The sequence below is a fragment of the Arthrobacter sp. DNA4 genome (genome assembly GCF_024362385.1).
Taxonomy (GTDB): Bacteria; Actinomycetota; Actinomycetes; order Actinomycetales; family Micrococcaceae; genus Arthrobacter.
Map to the genome: position 1 here is coordinate 1,550,395 of NZ_CP101466.1, position 17,433 is coordinate 1,567,827.

At 67.4% G+C, this 17,433-nt stretch carries 14 protein-coding genes and 1 pseudogene; 12 read left to right on the forward strand and 3 right to left on the reverse strand.

Translation table 11 applies throughout. The features are described 5' to 3' along the window. Nucleotides 1-138 precede the first annotated feature (138 nt). The gene (locus NMQ03_RS07180) at nucleotides 139-612 is read right to left on the reverse strand and encodes an Lrp/AsnC family transcriptional regulator (RefSeq protein ID WP_255175005.1); all 474 of its coding nucleotides are present in this window, start codon (nucleotides 610-612) and stop codon (nucleotides 139-141) included. Nucleotides 613-806: 194 nt separating this feature from the next. Here NMQ03_RS07180 and pdhA point away from each other — a divergent pair, with 194 nt between their 5' ends. Genes pdhA through NMQ03_RS07195 form a run of 3 tightly spaced genes read left to right on the forward strand, consistent with a single transcriptional unit; the run spans nucleotide 807 to nucleotide 4,374 of the window. Beyond that, complete coding sequence (pdhA, locus tag NMQ03_RS07185; protein WP_255175006.1) at nucleotides 807-1,976, forward strand: pyruvate dehydrogenase (acetyl-transferring) E1 component subunit alpha; 1,170 nt, start codon at nucleotides 807-809, stop codon at nucleotides 1,974-1,976. Then, the gene (locus tag NMQ03_RS07190; RefSeq protein WP_255175007.1) at nucleotides 1,976-2,986 is read left to right on the forward strand and encodes an alpha-ketoacid dehydrogenase subunit beta; all 1,011 of its coding nucleotides are present in this window, start codon (nucleotides 1,976-1,978) and stop codon (nucleotides 2,984-2,986) included. The genes pdhA and NMQ03_RS07190 overlap by 1 nt, the downstream gene beginning before the upstream one ends. Continuing rightward, nucleotides 2,983-4,374, forward strand: a complete 1,392-nt coding sequence (locus NMQ03_RS07195; protein ID WP_255175008.1) for a dihydrolipoamide acetyltransferase family protein — start codon at nucleotides 2,983-2,985, stop codon at nucleotides 4,372-4,374. Before NMQ03_RS07190 ends, NMQ03_RS07195 begins: the two co-directional genes overlap by 4 nt. 107 nt (nucleotides 4,375-4,481) lie before the next feature. Here NMQ03_RS07195 and NMQ03_RS07200 read toward each other — a convergent pair whose 3' ends face one another. Then, nucleotides 4,482-5,150 (reverse strand): TetR/AcrR family transcriptional regulator, encoded by a 669-nt coding sequence (locus tag NMQ03_RS07200; protein ID WP_255175009.1) that lies wholly within the window; start codon nucleotides 5,148-5,150, stop codon nucleotides 4,482-4,484. A gap of 146 nt (nucleotides 5,151-5,296) precedes the next feature. Between NMQ03_RS07200 and NMQ03_RS07205 the strand changes: the two genes are divergently transcribed. Genes NMQ03_RS07205 through NMQ03_RS07235 form a run of 7 tightly spaced genes read left to right on the forward strand, consistent with a single transcriptional unit; the run spans nucleotide 5,297 to nucleotide 13,244 of the window. Then, nucleotides 5,297-6,904, forward strand: a complete 1,608-nt coding sequence (locus NMQ03_RS07205; protein ID WP_255175010.1) for a carboxyl transferase domain-containing protein — start codon at nucleotides 5,297-5,299, stop codon at nucleotides 6,902-6,904. A gap of 31 nt (nucleotides 6,905-6,935) precedes the next feature. After that, nucleotides 6,936-9,107: a biotin carboxylase N-terminal domain-containing protein gene (locus tag NMQ03_RS07210; RefSeq protein WP_255175553.1), complete on the forward strand. Its 2,172-nt coding sequence runs from the start codon at nucleotides 6,936-6,938 to the stop codon at nucleotides 9,105-9,107. Between the two features lie 2 nt (nucleotides 9,108-9,109). Further along, nucleotides 9,110-10,273, forward strand: a complete 1,164-nt coding sequence (locus NMQ03_RS07215) for an acyl-CoA dehydrogenase family protein (protein WP_255175011.1) — start codon at nucleotides 9,110-9,112, stop codon at nucleotides 10,271-10,273. A gap of 20 nt (nucleotides 10,274-10,293) precedes the next feature. Further along, nucleotides 10,294-11,058 carry a CoA transferase subunit A gene (locus NMQ03_RS07220; protein WP_224027299.1) on the forward strand — a complete coding sequence of 255 codons (765 nt, stop codon included), beginning with the start codon at nucleotides 10,294-10,296 and terminating at the stop codon, nucleotides 11,056-11,058. 2 nt (nucleotides 11,059-11,060) lie between these two features. After that, nucleotides 11,061-11,837 (forward strand): CoA transferase subunit B, encoded by a 777-nt coding sequence (locus NMQ03_RS07225; RefSeq protein ID WP_255175012.1) that lies wholly within the window; start codon nucleotides 11,061-11,063, stop codon nucleotides 11,835-11,837. Continuing rightward, nucleotides 11,834-12,400 carry a MaoC family dehydratase gene (locus NMQ03_RS07230; RefSeq protein WP_255175013.1) on the forward strand — a complete coding sequence of 189 codons (567 nt, stop codon included), beginning with the start codon at nucleotides 11,834-11,836 and terminating at the stop codon, nucleotides 12,398-12,400. Before NMQ03_RS07225 ends, NMQ03_RS07230 begins: the two co-directional genes overlap by 4 nt. 4 nt (nucleotides 12,401-12,404) lie before the next feature. Continuing rightward, nucleotides 12,405-13,244, forward strand: a complete 840-nt coding sequence (locus NMQ03_RS07235; RefSeq protein ID WP_255175014.1) for a CoA ester lyase — start codon at nucleotides 12,405-12,407, stop codon at nucleotides 13,242-13,244. On the opposite strand, the gene NMQ03_RS07240 is transcribed toward NMQ03_RS07235, so the two are convergent. Further along, complete coding sequence (locus tag NMQ03_RS07240) at nucleotides 13,245-14,714, reverse strand: lipase maturation factor family protein (protein ID WP_255175554.1); 1,470 nt, start codon at nucleotides 14,712-14,714, stop codon at nucleotides 13,245-13,247. It lies immediately after the preceding gene. A 109-nt stretch (nucleotides 14,715-14,823) separates the two neighbouring features. On the opposite strand from NMQ03_RS07240, the pseudogene dxr reads away from it, so the two are divergent. After that, nucleotides 14,824-16,008 (forward strand): annotated as a pseudogene (gene dxr, locus NMQ03_RS07245) (1-deoxy-D-xylulose-5-phosphate reductoisomerase). A gap of 17 nt (nucleotides 16,009-16,025) precedes the next feature. Next, nucleotides 16,026-17,357: an RIP metalloprotease gene (locus tag NMQ03_RS07250; protein WP_255175015.1), complete on the forward strand. Its 1,332-nt coding sequence runs from the start codon at nucleotides 16,026-16,028 to the stop codon at nucleotides 17,355-17,357. Nucleotides 17,358-17,433 lie beyond the last annotated feature (76 nt).

Below are 17,433 nucleotides of genomic sequence, written 5' to 3' on the forward strand. Positions count from 1 at the left end.
GGGCCTTTCGTGGAACAGGCGCTCTGGCGCCCGGCGGACTGCGCCGGACCTTCCCGGCCCGGCACATGACTGGAACCAGCCTATAACCCGGCCCGCCGCCGTCGTGCCTGGAGTGCGGCACCGGACGTTCCGCTGCTGCTAGCTGCCTTCGGAGCCACGGTCCAGCAGGGGCTGCACCCGGAAGGGGATCAACTCGCCCATGGCCAGTGCTGTGTCTGCCCGCTCCACGCCGTCGCACGCCAGGATCTTGCCGTTGATGCGGAAGAGATCCTCGGCGTCCCTGGCTACCACGCGCAGCAGCAGGTCTGCCGACCCCGTCAGCCCGTAGCCCTCCAGGACCTCCGGGATGGCGGCGATTTCCTCAGCGAGCCGCCCGAGTTTCTGCTGCTGGACGTGGACGGAGATGAACGCCATCAGCGGATACCCCAGTGCCACCGGGTTGAGGCGCCGCTCGAAGGAGAGGAAGACGTGCTTCTTTTCCAGTTGGGCCATGCGCGCCTGGACGGTATTGCGGGACAGGCCAAGTTTCTGGGCGAGGGCCACCACGGTACGGCGCGGATCCTGCGCCAACGCCGACAGCAGGCGGGTGTCAGTGCCATCCAAAGCTCGCATAATGCGCAACGCTAGCACGGTGCCGGGGCGCGGGACAGGGCACTTTGCTCAGAAACAGCGACGGTGGTTGTACCCCCTGGCTATTGTGAGTAGGGTCACAGTATCTGGGGCAATGACGCCCGGAAGGCCGGTGGCGGCAGGGGGCCAAAAGCCCGCAAACCACGGGTCAACGACGTTCGAAGGTTGCGGCAATCGTGTCTACAGACCAAACGGGCCATGACGGCGCTAACACCCCCCAAAGCGCAGGGAGTCCGGGAGAATCCGGGCCGGAATTCCTCCAGCTGATCACCCCGGCCGGTGAACGGATCAGCCACCCCGAGTTCGATTTCTGGGTCAGGGACATCACCGATGACCAGTTGTGCTCCCTCTTCGAGGACATGACCGTCATCCGGCGGATTGATGTTGAGGCCACCGCCCTGCAGAGGCAGGGTGAGCTGGCCCTCTGGCCCCCGCTCCTCGGCCAGGAGGCGGCCCAGATCGGATCCGGACGGTCACTGCGGGCGGACGACTTTGTGTTCTCCAGCTACCGCGAGAACGGCGTGGCGTACTGCCGCGGCGTGGACCTGACGGACCTCCTGCGGGTCTGGCGGGGAAACGCCTCCGGTGGCTGGGACCCGTACAGCATCAACATGGCCACCCCGCAGATCATCATTGGCGCCCAGACCCTGCACGCCACGGGCTACGCCATGGGCATCCAGAATGACGGTGCCGATGCCGTGGCCGTCACCTACTTTGGCGACGGTGCCACCAGTGAGGGCGACGTGAACGAGGCCATGGTGTTCGCCGCCAGCTTCCAGGTCCCGGTGGTGTTCTTCTGCACCAACAACCACTGGGCCATCTCCGAGCCCGTGCGCCTGCAGTCCCACATCCAGCTCGCGGACCGCGCCACCGGTTTCGGAATCCCCAGCATGCGGGTGGACGGCAACGATGTCCTGGCGGTCATGGCCGCCACCAGGCTGGCCCTTGACCGCGCAAGGCGAGGTGGCGGCCCCACCTTCATCGAAGCTGTCAGCTACCGCATGGGGCCGCACACCACCGCCGATGACCCCACCCGGTACCGGGACGCCAATGAGCTGGAGGACTGGGCCGCCAAGGACCCCATCAGCCGGCTGGCCGGCCTCCTGGAGCGCAAGGGGCTGCTGACCGCGGAGCTGCAGCAGCAGGTCAAGGACAAAGCCGACACCGTGGCCGCGCAGATGCGCCGCGGCTGCACCACCATGCCGGACCCCAGCCCCATGGACATTTTCAAGAACGTCTACAGCACCCCCAACTCCTGGCTGGAACGCCAGCAGGACCATTACGCACGGTATTTGGCCTCCTTCGTCGATCCCGCAGGTGCCGTTTCAGAGGAAGGTGCACGCTGATGACCCAGTTGACCTTTGCCCGCGCCATCAACGCCGGTCTCCGGAAGTCGCTGGAAAACGACTCCAAAGTGATTCTCCTCGGCGAGGACATCGGCGCCCTGGGCGGTGTATTCCGCGTGACGGACGGCCTGCAAAAGGACTTCGGCACCCACCGCGTGGTGGACACCCCGCTGGCGGAGTCCGCCATCGTGGGAACCGCCGTCGGCCTGGCCTACCGCGGCTACCGGCCCGTCGTGGAAATCCAGTTCGACGGGTTCATTTATCCGGCCTTCGACCAGATCGTCAGCCAGGTGGCCAAGCTGCACTACCGCACCCGCGGGGCCGTCAAGATGCCCATCACCATCAGGGTCCCGTTCGGCGGCGGCATCGGCTCACCGGAGCACCATTCCGAATCCCCGGAAGCCTACTTCACCCATACCTCGGGGCTGCGGGTGGTCACCGTTGCCAACCCGCAGGACGCCTATACGGTCATTCAGCAGGCCATCGCCTGTAACGATCCCGTCCTGTACTTCGAGCCCAAGCGCCGCTACCACGACAAAGGCGAGGTGGACGAAAACGCAGATCCTGCCTCGGCCCTGCCCATGGACAAGGCCCGGGTGCTGACCGACGGCAGTGACGTGACCCTGGTGGCCTACGGGCCACTGGTCAAGACCGCCCTGGACGCAGCCTCCGCCGCCGCGGACGAGGGCATCTCCATCGAAGTCATCGACCTGCGCTCGCTGGCCCCCGTGGACTACGAACCGGTGGTGGCCTCGGTGCGTAAAACGGGGCGCCTGGTGGTCACGCACGAGGCTGCCCAGTCCGGCGGGCTGGGAGCGGAAGTGGCGGCCAGCATCACCGAGCGGTGCTTCTACCACCTCGAGGCCGCTCCGGTCCGGGTGACGGGGTTCGACATTCCCTACCCCTATTCCAAGTTGGAGATGCACCACCTCCCGGGCCTGGACCGCATCCTGGACGGCGTGGACCGTGCCCTGGGGCGCCCCAATTCCCTGAGTGGACTGGAAGGATGAGCGCCACCATGATCAAGGAATTCCGGCTCCCGGACCTGGGGGAGGGACTCACGGAGTCTGAAATCCTCAGCTGGAAAGTGGACGTCGGCGACACCGTCAGCCTGAACCAGGTCATCGCCGAGGTGGAGACCGCAAAGGCCGTGGTGGAGCTCCCGTCGCCCTTCGCCGGGGTCATCAAAGAACTCCATGAACAGCCCGGTTCCGTGGTGGAGGTGGGCAGACCGATCGTCTCCTTCGAAGTGGCGGACGACGCCGGGCCCTCACCTTCGGCGCCGTCCGGCGCCGCGGGCGCGGGGTCCGGGGAGGCTGCGGTGGACGCCCCGAAAAGGGAACCGAACCTCGTGGGGTACGGCGCCGTCGTCGAAGGTTCCGGGCGCCCCACGCGCCGGGCGCGGAACTTTGTCCCGGTGGTTGAGGCGGGGGGAGCCATGGCCCCGGAGGCCGGCCTGGTCGAGCCTGCAGCTGTCCAACCAGCACCTGTGGAGGGCAAGGCCGTCGAACGTCCCCGGTCCACGCCCCCGGTCCGCAAGCTGGCCAAGGACCTTGGCCTAGACCTCGCCCTGGTTCCCGGGACCGGTCCCGGTGGCCTGATCACGCGGGAGGACGTGCAGGAGTTTTCCGGGCACGCCGCGGAGCCTGCCATGCAGGCGCAGGGGGCCGCGTCCCCAGGTGGAGCCAGGCCGGGGGAGCGGGAGACCCGGACCCCCATCAAGGGGGTACGCAAGCACACCGCTGCCGCGATGGTGCAGAGCGCCTTCACCGCGCCGCATGCCACCGAATTCCTGACCGTGGATGTCACGCCGAGCCTGGAGCTGCTGGCCAAACTCAAGACCAGCAGGGAATTCGCGGGTATCAAGCTCACCCCGTTGACGCTCGCCGCCAAAGCCCTCCTGGTCGCCCTGCGCCGCAACCCGGCGCTGAACTCCCGCTGGGACGAAGAAAACCAGGAGATCGTCACCTTCAATTACGTGAACCTGGGCATCGCGGCCGCGACGCCGCGCGGACTCACGGTTCCGAACATCAAGGACGCCGAGGCCCTTCCGCTCCCGCAGCTGGCCCAGGCGCTCACGGCGCTCGCCGAAACCGCGCGGGCGGGCAGGACCACGCCGGCGGACCTTTCCGGTGGCACCATCTCCATCACCAACATCGGCGTCTTCGGCATCGACGCAGGCACCCCCATCCTCAATCCGGGGGAGGCCGCGATCCTTGGCCTTGGGGCGGTCCGCACCATGCCATGGGAATACCGGGGCGAGGTGGCGCTGCGCCAGGTGCTCACGCTGAGCCTGTCCTTCGACCACCGCCTGGTGGACGGGGAGCAAGGCTCCCGGTTCCTGGCGGACGTGGGGGCCATCCTGGCCGAGCCCGGGATGGTGCTCACCATGGTGTAGCGGCTCCTGGCCTGCACATCACCGGGCCCCAAGCCGCATAAGGCGGTGCTGCCAGGGGCCGGTTGTGCGGGCCGGGGCCGTTCGTGTGGTGCCCGGTGCCGGGCGGGTCAGGCCGGGGGCACGGTCAGGGCCGCGAGCGCCATCCGTTCCAGCAAGGGACGGGCGACGCCGGCCGCCATGCGCCTGCCATGGCTGCGGACGGAGTGCGGTGTGGAGTTGATGAGGCCGAATGTGGCGTGGGCGCGCATCCGCAGCTCAGCGTGGTCGGTACCGGGATGCACCTTGGCCAGGACGTCCACCCATACCTCTACGTAGCTGCGCTGGAGGGTCCGTACGGCCAACTGGTCCTGCTCGGACAGGTTGGTGAAGTCCCGGTCCTGCACCCGGATCACGTCAGGCTTGCCGAGGGCGAAGTCCACCTGGAACTCCACCAGCTGGCGGAGCGCGGCCTGGGGGTCGGGAGTGCGCTCCACAACCTGGCGCCCGCCGTCGAGCAGTTCCTGGCTCACCGTGACAAGCAGGTCCGCCAGGACTGCCTGCTTGCCGGAAAAGTGGCGGTACACCGCAGGTCCGCTGACGCCTGCCGCCGCGCCGAGGTCCTCCAGCGAAACCCGGTTGAAGCCGTTGGCCGCGAACAGCGTGGCAGCGGCGGTCAATAAGGCCTGCCGCCGGTTCTCCTTCGCCCTGCCGCGCTGGGTGGTTGGCGTGAGGGGTGTGGGTGCCTGGGCTGTGGGTGCTTGGGCGGCAGGGGCCGGCTGCGCTGTATTGCTGGACACTTTTCCTCCTTGGGCCAGCCCAGAGTCTAGCAACGCGGCGATGTGTTGGACATCACAGTTAATCGAGACTAACCTGAATTTCAGTTATAAGTCACTAACCGAGTTGGCCTGGCGGCCGCCCGGACCCACACAAGGACGGAACGTCGATGGAGACCCTGGCCACCCGGCTCGACCCAGCAAGCGAGTCCTTCCGCGCCAACCGGGACGAGCAGCTCTCGCTTGCCGGGGAGCTGCGGAAGAAGCTGGCGGATGCCGCACTGGGCGGGCCCCAAAAGTCGCGGGACCGCCATGTGGCCCGGGGCAAGCTGCTGCCGCGGGACCGGATCGACCAACTGCTGGATGACGGCAGCCCCTTCCTGGAAATTGCGCCCCTTGCGGCCAACGGGATGTACGGTGACGACGCACCCGGCGCAGGAGTCATCGCCGGAATCGGCCTGGTGCACGGCCGCCAGGTCCTGGTTATCTCCAACGACGCAACGGTCAAGGGCGGAACCTATTACCCCATGACGGTGAAGAAGCACCTCCGCGCCCAGGAGGTCGCGCTGGAAAACCGGCTGCCCTGCATCTACCTGGTCGACTCGGGCGGCGCCTTCCTGCCCAAGCAGGACGAGGTGTTCCCGGACAAGGAGCACTTTGGCCGGATCTTCTATAACCAGGCACGGCTCTCGGCAGCCAAGATTCCGCAGCTCGCCGCCGTCATGGGCTCCTGCACGGCCGGCGGAGCCTACGTCCCCGCCATGAGTGACGAGACCGTCATTGTCCGGAACCAGGGCACCATCTTCCTGGGCGGCCCGCCGCTGGTCAAGGCAGCCATCGGGGAAATCGTCACCGCGGAGGAACTGGGCGGCGGCGAGGTGCACTCGCGGGTTTCCGGAGTGACGGACCACCTGGCCGAAAACGACGAACATGCCCTCCAGATCATCAGGGACATCGTGGCCACCCTGCCGCCTCCTGCCGCGCCGGCCTGGCAGGTGGAACCCGTCGTCGAACCGGCCGTGGACCCGGAAGGCCTCTACGGCGCCGTGCCCACGGACGTCAACGCACCCTACGACGTCCATGAGGTCATTGCGCGCCTGGTGGATGGCAGTAAATTCCACGAGTTCAAAAAGGACTACGGCACCACCTTGGTCACGGGATTCGCCCGGATCGATGGACACCCCGTAGGCATCGTGGCCAATAACGGCGTGCTGTTCAGCGAGTCATCGCTCAAGGGCGCGCATTTCATTGAGCTGTGCGACCAGCGCGGCATCCCGCTGCTGTTCCTGCAGAACATTTCCGGCTTCATGGTGGGCAGGGACGCCGAGCAGGGCGGCATTGCCAAAAACGGGGCCAAGATGGTGACCGCCGTTGCCACGGCCCGCGTCCCCAAGCTGACGGTGGTCATCGGCGGCTCCTTCGGCGCCGGCAACTACTCCATGTGCGGCCGTGCCTACTCGCCGCGGTTCCTGTGGATGTGGCCCGCTGCCCGGATCTCGGTGATGGGCGGCAACCAGGCGGCCGGCGTGCTGGCCACCGTGAAGCGGGACCAGTACGAAGCGGCGGGGGAGGAATGGGCGGCCGACGACGAGGAAGCCTTTAAAGCGCCCATCCGCCGGCAGTACGAGGACCAGGGCAGCCCCTACTACTCAACCGCGCGGCTGTGGGATGACGGTGTCATCGACCCCGCCGATACGCGCACCGTCCTGGGACTGGCGCTTGACGTCGTCTCCCGCACCCCCTTGCCGGAGACCTCCTTCGGCCTCTTCCGGATGTGAGCCAGCAATGACCATGCAGACCAACACCGCCATGCAGCACGGCTCTTCCGGCGCCGAGGCCAGGGAAGCCGGCGCAGGCCCCCTCTTCAGCGCCGTCCTGGTGGCCAACCGCGGTGAAATCGCGTGCCGCGTCATCCGCACGCTGCGTCTCCTGGGAATCCGTTCCGTCGCGGTCTACAGCGATGCCGACGCCGGCGCCCGCCATGTGCGCGAGGCTGACACTGCCGTGCGTATTGGCCCCGCCGCGGCAGCCGCAAGCTACCTCAGCATCGACGCCATCGTGGAGGCGTGCCGGCAGTCCGGCGCGGACGCTGTCCACCCCGGCTACGGCTTCCTGAGCGAAAATGCGGACTTCGCCCGTGCCCTCGAAAAGGCCGGCATTGCCTTCATTGGTCCCGGCGTGGAAGCACTGAATGTCATGGGCGACAAGATCCGCGCCAAGAACCATGTGGCAGGGTATGGCGTGCCGGTGGTCCCCGGCATTGCCAGGCCCGGCATGACGGACAGCGAACTGGTGGAAGCCGCTGCCGCCGTCGGCTATCCCCTCCTGATCAAGCCCTCAGCCGGCGGCGGCGGCAAAGGCATGCACGTCGTCGAAAAGCGGGCGGACCTGCCCGCCGCCCTGGCCACCGCACGGCGGGTGGCCGCAGCCGCTTTCGGCGACGACACCCTGTTCCTGGAGCGCCTGGTGACCACACCGCGGCATATCGAGGTGCAGGTGCTGGCGGACGGGCACGGCAATGTCATCCACCTCGGCGAACGCGAATGCTCCCTGCAGCGGCGGCACCAGAAAGTCATTGAGGAAGCCCCCTCGCCCCTGCTGGAAAGCCTCCCCAACGGTCCGGAAGTCCGTGCACGGATAGGCGAGGCCGCCTGCAACGCCGCCCGCAGCGTGAACTACACAGGGGCCGGAACCGTGGAGTTCCTGGTCTCGGACAATGCACCGGATGAGTTTTTCTTCATGGAGATGAACACCCGGCTGCAGGTGGAGCACCCTGTCACGGAGATGGTCACCGGGATCGACCTGGTGGAATGGCAGGTACGGATCGCCGCCGGTGAACCGTTGACCGTCCGTCAGGCTGACGTCAGCCTTTCCGGCCATGCGGTGGAGGCGCGGGTCTACGCCGAGGTGCCGGAGAAGAATTTCCTCCCGTCAACCGGGACGGTGCTCCAGCTGGACGAACTGCCGCACGCAACGGACAACCGCGTCCGGGTGGATTCATCCCTGGTGGAGGGCTTGGAGCTCTCCGCGAATTACGACCCCATGATCTCGAAGGTGATCGCCTGGGGCAGGGACCGCGGTGAGGCCTTGGAATCCCTCGACGCGGCGCTGGGCGGCTACACCGCGCTGGGCATTGAGACCAACGTCGAGTACCTGCGGCTCCTGGTCAACGATTCCGATGTCCGCGCCGGGCGCCTGGACACCGGGCTGATCGAACGGAAGCAGCCGGCGCTGGAATTCCGGCGCGTCGGCGCCCCCGAACTGGTGGCCGCCGCCCTGTACGCCCTCTCCCGGGAGGCGCAGGACCACCCCGCTCCGGCCGGCGGACCGTGGCAGGCCCGCAGCGGGTGGCGCCTGGGTGCGCCCGCGCCGCGCCGCATCAGCCTGGGAACGCCCGACGGCGGTGTGGCAACAGTGCAGGTCAGCGGAAGTCCCAACGGAACCGACACTGCCGTGGTTGCTGTTGATGGCGGCGCCCGGCAGGCCGCGGCGCTGCGCCTGGCGGAGGGCGGCGGCGCAGTACTTACCCTTGGCGGGGCGGCACGGGAGTACCAGGTGGCCGTATCGCCCGGGCAGCCGCTCCAGCTCTTCCTCGGCAACGGCGGCTGGTCCTGCCGGCTGGAACTCCTGACCCGTGAAGCGCGGCTGGAACGGGTACTGGCAGCCGTACAGCGCCAGGAAGGTGCAGCCGACCCCGAGGTGCGCTCGCCGATGCCGGGAACGGTTGTGGCCGTCCCGGTCAGCGACGGAGACCCGGTCCAGGCCGGGGAGGTCCTGGTATCGGTGGAGGCCATGAAGATGGAGCACCACCTGGTGGCCCCCCTGGCAGGAACGGTCCACCTGACCGCCCGCACCGGTGACCTTGTGAAGGCGGATCAGATCCTGGCCACCATCCACCCGCATCCCACCGGTGCGGAAGGTGCTTCCACGGACACCGACACAGATACAGACACAGACACACAGCAAGGCGAAGGAGCCTGACCATGACCGGTTTTGAACTTACCGAGGAATACCAGGACCTCAGCGACACCGTTCGCGACTTCGCGGACAACGTGGTGGCCCCGGTCTCCGCCAAGCACGACGAAGAGCACAGCTTCCCCTATGAAGTGGTGAAGCAGATGGCGGAGATGGGCCTGTTCGGGCTGCCGTTCCCTGAGGAGTACGGCGGCATGGGTGGGGACTACTTTGCCCTGGCGCTCGCGCTGGAGCAGCTGGGCCGGGTGGACCAGTCCGTCGCCATCACGCTCGAAGCGGGCGTCTCCCTGGGGGCCATGCCGGTGTACCGGTTCGGCACGGACGCGCAGAGGCAGGAATGGCTGCCCATGCTGGCTTCGGGCCAGGCGCTCGCCGGATTCGGACTCACCGAACCCGAGGCCGGCTCCGACGCCGGGGGCACCAAGACCCATGCCCGGCGCGAGGACGGCCAGTGGGTCATCAACGGCAACAAGGAGTTCATCACCAACTCCGGAACCGACATCACCCGGCTTGTCACCGTCACGGCTGTTACCGGGCAGCAGGAACGCTCCGACGGCAGCATCAAGAAGGACATCTCCACCATCCTGGTACCCACCGACACGCCCGGCTTCAAGGCGGAAAAGCCCTACAACAAGGTCGGCTGGAACGCCTCGGACACCCACCCCCTCACCCTGAAGGACGTCCGGGTGCCGGAGGAAAACCTGCTGGGGACCGAGGGGCGCGGCTACGCCAACTTCCTGTCCATCCTGGACGAGGGCCGGATCGCCATCGCCGCACTGGCTACCGGTGCCGCGCAGGGCTGCGTTGACCTGTCCGTCAAATACGCCCGCGAGCGCCGGGCGTTCGGCCACGAAATCGGCAAGTACCAGGCCATTTCCTTCAAGATCGCCCGGATGGAAGCGCGGGCGCACACGGCGCGCCTGGCCTACTACGACGCGGCCGCCCGGATGCTTGCCGGCAAGCCGTTCAAGACCCAGGCGGCCATCGCTAAGATGGTCGCAGGCGAGGCGGCCATGGACAATGCGCGGGATGCCACCCAGGTATTCGGCGGCTATGGCTTCATCAACGAGTTCACCGTGGCACGCCACTACCGCGACTCCAAGATCCTTGAAGTGGGGGAGGGCACCACGGAGGTCCAGCTGATGCTGATCGCCCGCGAACTGGGACTCTAGCCGTCCCGAAAGGATCAATGATGATTGACAAGGTTGTTGCCAGTGCAGACCAAGCCGTTGCGGACATTCCCGACGGCGCGTCGCTGGCAGTGGGCGGATTCGGGCTCTGCGGAATTCCGGTGGCCCTGATCGACGCCCTCCACCGGGCCGGCACCTCGGGGCTGGAAACCGTCAGCAACAACTGCGGCGTGGACGACTGGGGGCTCGGCATCCTGCTCCGTGACGGCCGCATCCGCCGCACCATCAGCTCCTACGTTGGCGAGAACAAGGAGTTCGCCCGCCAGTACCTGGCCGGCGAGCTCGAGGTGGTGCTCACCCCGCAGGGCACGCTGGCTGAAAAACTGCGGGCCGGCGGGGCCGGGATCCCGGCGTTCTACACCAAGGCGGGGGTTGGCACGCAGGTGTCCGACGGCGGCCTGCCGCAGAAGTACGACGCCAACGGCGGGATCGCGGTTGCCTCCGCGCCGAAGGAAGTGCGCTCCTTCGGGGGAGTGGACTACGTCCTGGAAGAGTCACTTACCCCTGACTTCGGGCTGGTGCACGCGTGGAAGGGCGACCGGCACGGCAACCTGGTCTTCCACGCCACCGCCATGAACTTCAACCCGCTGTGCGCCATGGCAGGGCGCATCACCATCGCGGAGGTGGAGGAACTCGTGGAGCCCGGCGAACTGGACCCGGAGCACATCCACACCCCCGGGATTTTCGTCCAGCGCGTGGTCCTGGCGCAGGACGGGGAGAAGCGGATCGAAAAGCGGACGGTGGCACTCAACCAGGCAGGAGCATGACCATGGATCCCAACAGCCCCGAAGCGCCCCGGCCCGAAGCCGTACGCCCGGAATACCGGCGGGCCGGTTCCCAGCAGCATGCCGGGCCCGGTGATTCCACATCGGCGGCGGAGACCAAAGGCTGGACGCGCAACGAACTTGCCGCACGCGTGGCCAAGGAACTCCGCAACGGCCAGTACGTGAACCTGGGCATCGGCATGCCCACCCTGATCCCCAACTACATCCCGGCGGGCGTGGAAGTGGTGCTGCACTCCGAGAACGGGATCCTCGGCGTCGGACCCTACCCAACAGAGGACGCCATCGATCCCGACCTGATCAACGCCGGCAAGGAGACCGTGACCGTGAACAGGGGAGCGGCGTTCTTCGACTCGGCCACGTCCTTTGGCATGATCCGCGGCGGCCACGTTGACGTGGCCGTGCTCGGCGCCATGGAGGTTGCCGCCAACGGGGACCTGGCCAACTGGATGGTCCCGGGAAAGATGGTCAAGGGCATGGGCGGGGCCATGGACCTGGTGTTCGGGGCCAAGCGCGTGATCGTGATGATGGAGCACGTCGACCGCAACGGCAACCCCAAGATCGTCCAGGAATGCTCGCTCCCGCTGACCGGAAAGGGCTGCGTGGACCGGATCATCACGGACCTGGCCGTCATCGATGTGGTCCGGGACGGCAGCGGATCACGGCTGGTCCTGAGCGAACTGGCCCCCAACGTCTCCGTCGAAGATGTGGTGGCCGCCACCGGCGCGGACCTGTTCGAGGAAGACAGGGAACTCACCGTATGACCGGCAGCAACCCAACAGACGGTAACCCCACAGACGGCAACCACGCGGTGGACGGCGGCCGGCGGGTCATCGAGCAGCGCGGGCTGTACTTCGACGAACTTGAGGACGGCCTGGTGTATGCGCACCGTCCGGGCAGGACGGTGACGGAGACGGACAACGTCCTCTTCAGCACCCTGACCATGAACACCCAGGCGCTGCACCTGGACGCCGCCTGGAGCGCCGGCCAGCCCTTTGGGCAACGGCTGATGAACTCCATGTTCACCCTGGCCACCATGGTGGGCCAGTCCGTCACCCAGCTGACCCAGGGGACCATCATCGCCCAGCTGGGCCTGACCGACGTTTCCTTCCCGCACCCGCTGTACCACGGGGACACGCTGTACACGGAGACGGTCATCACCGGCAGGAGGCTTTCGGCCTCACGCCCGGGCCAGGGCATCGTTACCATGGAGCACACCGGCCGCAACCAGGACGGCGCCGTGGTGGCACGCGCCACCCGCAGCTGCCTGATGTGGACCCGGGAAGCGCATCAGAACGCGCAGAGCAGCCAAAACGTCGGAGAATAGCCTTATGACCTTTGTGATGGGCCCCGCCCTGCTCTTCTGCCCCGCCGATCGTCCCGAGCGCTACCAAAAGGCCGCCGCCCGCGCGGACGCCGTCATCCTGGACCTCGAAGACGCGGTGGCGCCGGCGGACAAGCAGCGGGCCCGCGGCGCGATCCTGGCCCAACTGGGCACCACCGGCGTGGAGCCCGAGCTTGAGCCCAGCTGCACCATTGTCAGGGTCAACCCCGTCGGTACGGAGGACTTCGAAAAGGACCTGCACTGCCTGGCCCACACGCCCTACCGCACCGTGATGTTGGCCAAGGCGGAGTCTGCCGAACAGCTCAAGGCGCTGGAGGGATACCAGGTGATCGCCCTGTGCGAAACAGCGGTGGGCGTCCTCAACGCCCCGGCCATCGCCGCGGCGCCGAACGTGGTGGGCCTGATGTGGGGTGCCGAGGACCTGCTGGCCAGTCTGGGCGGTACGTCCAGCCGGAAGGACGACGGCGGCTACCGGGCAGTGGCCCTGCACGCCCGCTCGTCAGTGCTCCTGGCAGCGCGGGCCCACGGCAAGGAAGCAGTGGACGCCGTGTACACCAACATCCCGGACCTCGACGGGCTCGCCGCCGAGGCGGCCGACGCCGTGGCCTCCGGCTTCAGCTCCAAGGCCTGCATCCATCCCAGCCAGGCCGCCGTGGTCCGCAAGGCCTATGCGCCCTCGGACGATGAGGTGGCCGCAGCCACTGCCCTGCTGGACGCTGCCGCGTCGGCGGGATCCGGAGTCTTCAAGTACCAGGGCAAAATGATCGACGGCCCCATCCTCAAGCACGCCCAGGAGATCGTCCGCCGCGCCGCCGTGGAGGCATAGCTACCGTTGCCGTCCCTCCGGCCGCCGCAGGGACGTGGCCGGGATCGGCTCATACAGCAGTGTCCGCACCCAGCGGTTCCCTGTTTCCCGGAACTCCTTCCGGCTGGCGAAGCGGTAATGGAAGCTGCGCACGCGCACCCAGCGTGGCGCGGCGCCGTCGAACGGGTCCTTTCGCAGCAGCCGCAGCATCTGCCGGTCCGCCGCCAGCAGCTTGCCCAGGAACGCGTAGAACCATTCCTCGTGCACCGTCCGCAGCGGCAGGAACCACATCAGCCAGTCCAGCCGCAGGTGGTACGGGGCCCACTGCCGCGGAATCCGGCGCACCTCACCGGGCTTGCCCTTGAAACCGTACTCGCGCCAGTCCGAGCTGTCATCGGGGTCCTCATCCAGCGTGCCCTCCACCACGATCTCGATGCGCTGTTTGGTCACCGTGCCGAATGCACCGTAGGCATTGACCAGCTGCCACCGGTTGAAGCTGGCATTCATCAGCTGCCGGCGGGAGAAAAGGTTCCGCAGCGGCCAGTAGCTCAGGGCCAGCAGCAGGAGGGAGGCCGCCAGGGTGATGGCCAGCCACCACAGCGGGGTTTCCGGTCGGGCGCCCGTGGCGGCATTCCAGTCCGCGGGGATGGCGGGGATCACGGCGTGCGCCACGGGGTCGCTGACCGCCGCGAACGCCAGCACAATCGCCATCCAGTTCAGCCAGGCGAAGTTGCCGCTGGCCACCAGCCACAGCTGGGTCACCACCACCACTCCCGCCGCAACGCTTGCCACCGGCTGGGGTGCGAACAGCAGGAACGGCACCACCAGCTGGGCGATGTGGTTGCCCACCACCTCGATCCGGTGCAGCGGCTTGGGCAGCAGGTGGGCCTGCCGGCTTAACGGCCCTGGCATGGGCTGTGTTTCGTGGTGGTAGTACAGGGCGGTCAGGTCGCGCCACTCCCTGCCGCCGCGGATCTTGATCATCCCCGCGCCGAATTCCAGCCGGAACACCAGCCACACAATCAGGATCAGGATGGTCCGGGGCGGCTCCGTCTGGTTGGAGCCCAGGAAGCCAACGGTGAAGCCCGCCTCCAGGAGCAGCATTTCCCAGCCGAATCCGTAGAAGGTCTGGCCCACGTTCACGATGGACATGTACAGCAGCCACAGGGCCAGGAACGCAACCAGCGGCACCCAAGGCGGTCCCAGCTGCGGGATTCCGGCCACCAGCAGCGCCGACACCACCAGCCCTGCGGCGCAGACTCCGCGCAGCAGCCCGTCCGAGTACCGCCAGCGGAACAGTGTGGGCCGGCGAAAACGGGAGAACGCGGAAAGGAACGCAGGCACCGGGAGGAGGCCGCGCTCGCCGAGCAGGGCGGGGAACTGGTTCATCGTGGACAGGAACGCAACAAAATACAGCGCCGCCACACCCCGTTGCAGCGCCTGCCGGGCGAACCCGTATTCCGGCGCGTCAAACCACCACAGCCAGTCCACGGATTCCACGTTACGCCCGGTCACGTGGGGGTCAAGGTGCACCATCAGGCGGGGCGCAGCAGGGCCGGGGGCGTCAAAGGGGCCCGGACGGGTGCGGGATACTTAACCCATGCAGCCACGCAGAATCGTCCTCCTCGGATCCACCGGTTCCATCGGCACCCAGGCGATTGACGTCGTCGACAGCGCCCCGCACCTGTTCGAGGTGGTGGCGCTCAGTGCCGGGGGCGGCAACCTGGAGCTCCTGGCCCGGCAGGCGGTCCACACCGGCGCCGCTGCGGTGGGGATTGCCGGCGGGGATCCTGCCCGGCTGGCGTCGCTGATCAGCGACGCCGCCGCTGCAGCCGGCCGCCCGGGGTACCGGCCGGAGATCGTGGCCGGCCCGGACGCGTCCGCCCGCATTGCCGCGATTGAGGCGGACGTGGTGCTCAACGGCATCACCGGATCCATCGGCCTGGCACCCACGATCTCGGCCCTCAAGTCCGGGGCCACCCTTGCCCTTGCCAACAAAGAGTCCCTGATCGTGGGCGGCAGCCTGGTCAAGGCCGCAGCCCGCGAAGGCCAGATCGTCCCCGTCGATTCGGAGCACTCCGCCATCGCCCAGTGCCTGCGCTCCGGCAATGCCGATGAGGTGGACAAGCTCATCCTCACAGCTTCAGGGGGACCGTTCCGGGGCAGGAGCCGCGAGGAGCTCCACTCCGTCACCCCCCGGGAGGCCCTGGCCCATCCCACCTGGGACATGGGCGTCATGGTCACCACCAACTCGGCCACCCTGGTGAACAAGGGCCTGGAAGTCATCGAGGCGCACCTGCTGTTCGACATTCCCCTGGACCGGATCGACGTCGTCGTGCACCCCCAGTCCGTGGTCCATTCCATGGTCCAGTTCGTGGACGGCTCCACCATCGCCCAGGCTTCCCCGCCGGACATGCGCCTGCCCATTGCCCTGGGGCTCGGCTGGTAAGCCCGCGTGCCCAACGCCGCCGTCCCGTGCGACTGGACCCAGGCCGCCACCTGGACCTTCGAACCGCTGGACACGGACGCCTTCCCTGCCGTCGGACTGGCCAAGGATGCCGCGAAGCAGGGGAGCACCTACCCTGCTGTCTTCAATGCGGCCAACGAGGAAGCGGTCACGGCGTTCCATGCCGGCCGGATCCGGTTCACCGACATCGTCGACACCGTGGACAGTGTGCTCAGCGAACACTCAGGTTCCTCCGGGCTGACGGTGGAATCCGTGCTGGATGCTGAAAGCTGGGCACGCGCCCGGGCCCACGAACGTTTAGCAGTCAGCAGTCTCTAGGAAGCAGCAGCATCTCCATGACCCCTGTCCTACTTTTCATCCTCGGCGTCGTCTTCGTCGCCCTTGGCATCGCCGTGTCCATTGCGCTCCACGAAGTGGGCCACCTGGTCCCCGCCAAGCTCTTCAAGGTCCGCGTCACCAAGTACATGATCGGGTTCGGCCCCACACTGTGGTCGCGCCGGAAGGGCGAAACCGAGTACGGCGTGAAGGCCGTGCCGCTGGGCGGCTACGTCTCCATGATCGGTATGTATCCGCCGAACAAGGAGGACGGCTCGGTCCGGCCTTCGAGCACCGGCATGTTCCAGACGCTGGCCACCGAGGCCCGTTCCATGGCCCACGAGGAAGTGGGGCCCGGCGACGAAAACCGGGTCTTCTACCGCCTGCCGGTCTGGAAGAAGGTCATCGTGATGCTGGGCGGCCCGGCCATGAACATGATCCTTGGCGTGCTGCTCACCGCCGTGCTGCTGATGGGCTTCGGTGTTGCGACGGCCACCACCACCATTTCCGACGTGTCCAAGTGCCAGGTGGCCGCAGGGCAGACCGTCGACCCCGATTCTGCCGACTGCCGGCTGACGCCCGCCGCCGCGGCCGGCCTGAAGCCCAATGACACCATCACCTCCTTCGACGGCAAGCCCGTCACCAGGTGGGACCAGTTGACGGAGTGGATCCGCGCTTCCGCCGGCAAGGAAGTTGCCATTACGGTGCAGCGGGACGGCAACCCGGTATCCACCACCGTGACCCCCGTCCTGTCGGCCCGGCCGGTCATGGGAACCGACGGTCGCCAGGCCACCGACGCCGCCGGCAACCTCCAGTACCAGGACGTCGGATTCCTTGGCATCGGCGCGCAGACGGCGCTGGTGCCCCAGCCGGCGTCGTCCGTCCTGCCCATGGCGGGGGAGAACATCCGCCAGGTGGCCGGTGTTGTCTTCAACCTGCCGGCCCGCGTGGTGGGCGTGGCCAAGGCTGCGTTCAGCGAAGAGCCGCGCGACCCCAACGGGCCCATCAGCGTGGTTGGCGTGGGCAGGGTTGCGGGCGAGGTGGCAGCCATGGAGGCCGTGCCGATGCAGTCCCGGGTGGCAACCCTGGTTGGCTTGCTGGTAAGCCTGAACTTCGCACTTGCGGTGTTCAACCTGGTCCCGCTCCTCCCGCTGGACGGCGGCCACGTTGCGGGCGCCCTGTACGAGGGCGTCCGGCGCCGGGTGGCAAAGCTCCGCGGCCGTCCGGACCCCGGGGCCTTCGACATCGCCAAACTGCTTCCCGTCACGTACGTGGTCGCAGCGCTGTTGATGGGCATGAGCGCGTTGTTGATCTACGCGGACATCGTCAAGCCTGTCAATCTGTTCGGATAGTCGCCCCACATCGGTTGACTTTCAAAAATCAGCCAAATCTGATTGATTGATAAGCCTCAACCGCCTATGGTTGAGA

Bases quoted from the DNA above. Each gene is read 5' to 3' on its own strand.
- NMQ03_RS07250 (WP_255175015.1), top strand. From the start codon at position 16,026: ATGACCCCTGTCCTACTTTTCATCCTCGGCGTCGTCTTCGTCGCCCTT.
- NMQ03_RS07230 (WP_255175013.1), top strand. From the start codon at position 11,834: ATGACCGGCAGCAACCCAACAGACGGTAACCCCACAGACGGCAACCAC.
- NMQ03_RS07190 (WP_255175007.1), top strand. From the start codon at position 1,976: ATGACCCAGTTGACCTTTGCCCGCGCCATCAACGCCGGTCTCCGGAAG.
- NMQ03_RS07205 (WP_255175010.1), top strand. From the start codon at position 5,297: ATGGAGACCCTGGCCACCCGGCTCGACCCAGCAAGCGAGTCCTTCCGC.
- NMQ03_RS07220 (WP_224027299.1), top strand. From the start codon at position 10,294: ATGATTGACAAGGTTGTTGCCAGTGCAGACCAAGCCGTTGCGGACATT.
- NMQ03_RS07215 (WP_255175011.1), top strand. From the start codon at position 9,110: ATGACCGGTTTTGAACTTACCGAGGAATACCAGGACCTCAGCGACACC.
- NMQ03_RS07180 (WP_255175005.1), bottom strand. From the start codon at position 612: ATGCGAGCTTTGGATGGCACTGACACCCGCCTGCTGTCGGCGTTGGCG.
- NMQ03_RS07210 (WP_255175553.1), top strand. From the start codon at position 6,936: ATGCAGCACGGCTCTTCCGGCGCCGAGGCCAGGGAAGCCGGCGCAGGC.
- NMQ03_RS07225 (WP_255175012.1), top strand. From the start codon at position 11,061: ATGGATCCCAACAGCCCCGAAGCGCCCCGGCCCGAAGCCGTACGCCCG.
- NMQ03_RS07195 (WP_255175008.1), top strand. From the start codon at position 2,983: ATGAGCGCCACCATGATCAAGGAATTCCGGCTCCCGGACCTGGGGGAG.
- NMQ03_RS07235 (WP_255175014.1), top strand. From the start codon at position 12,405: ATGACCTTTGTGATGGGCCCCGCCCTGCTCTTCTGCCCCGCCGATCGT.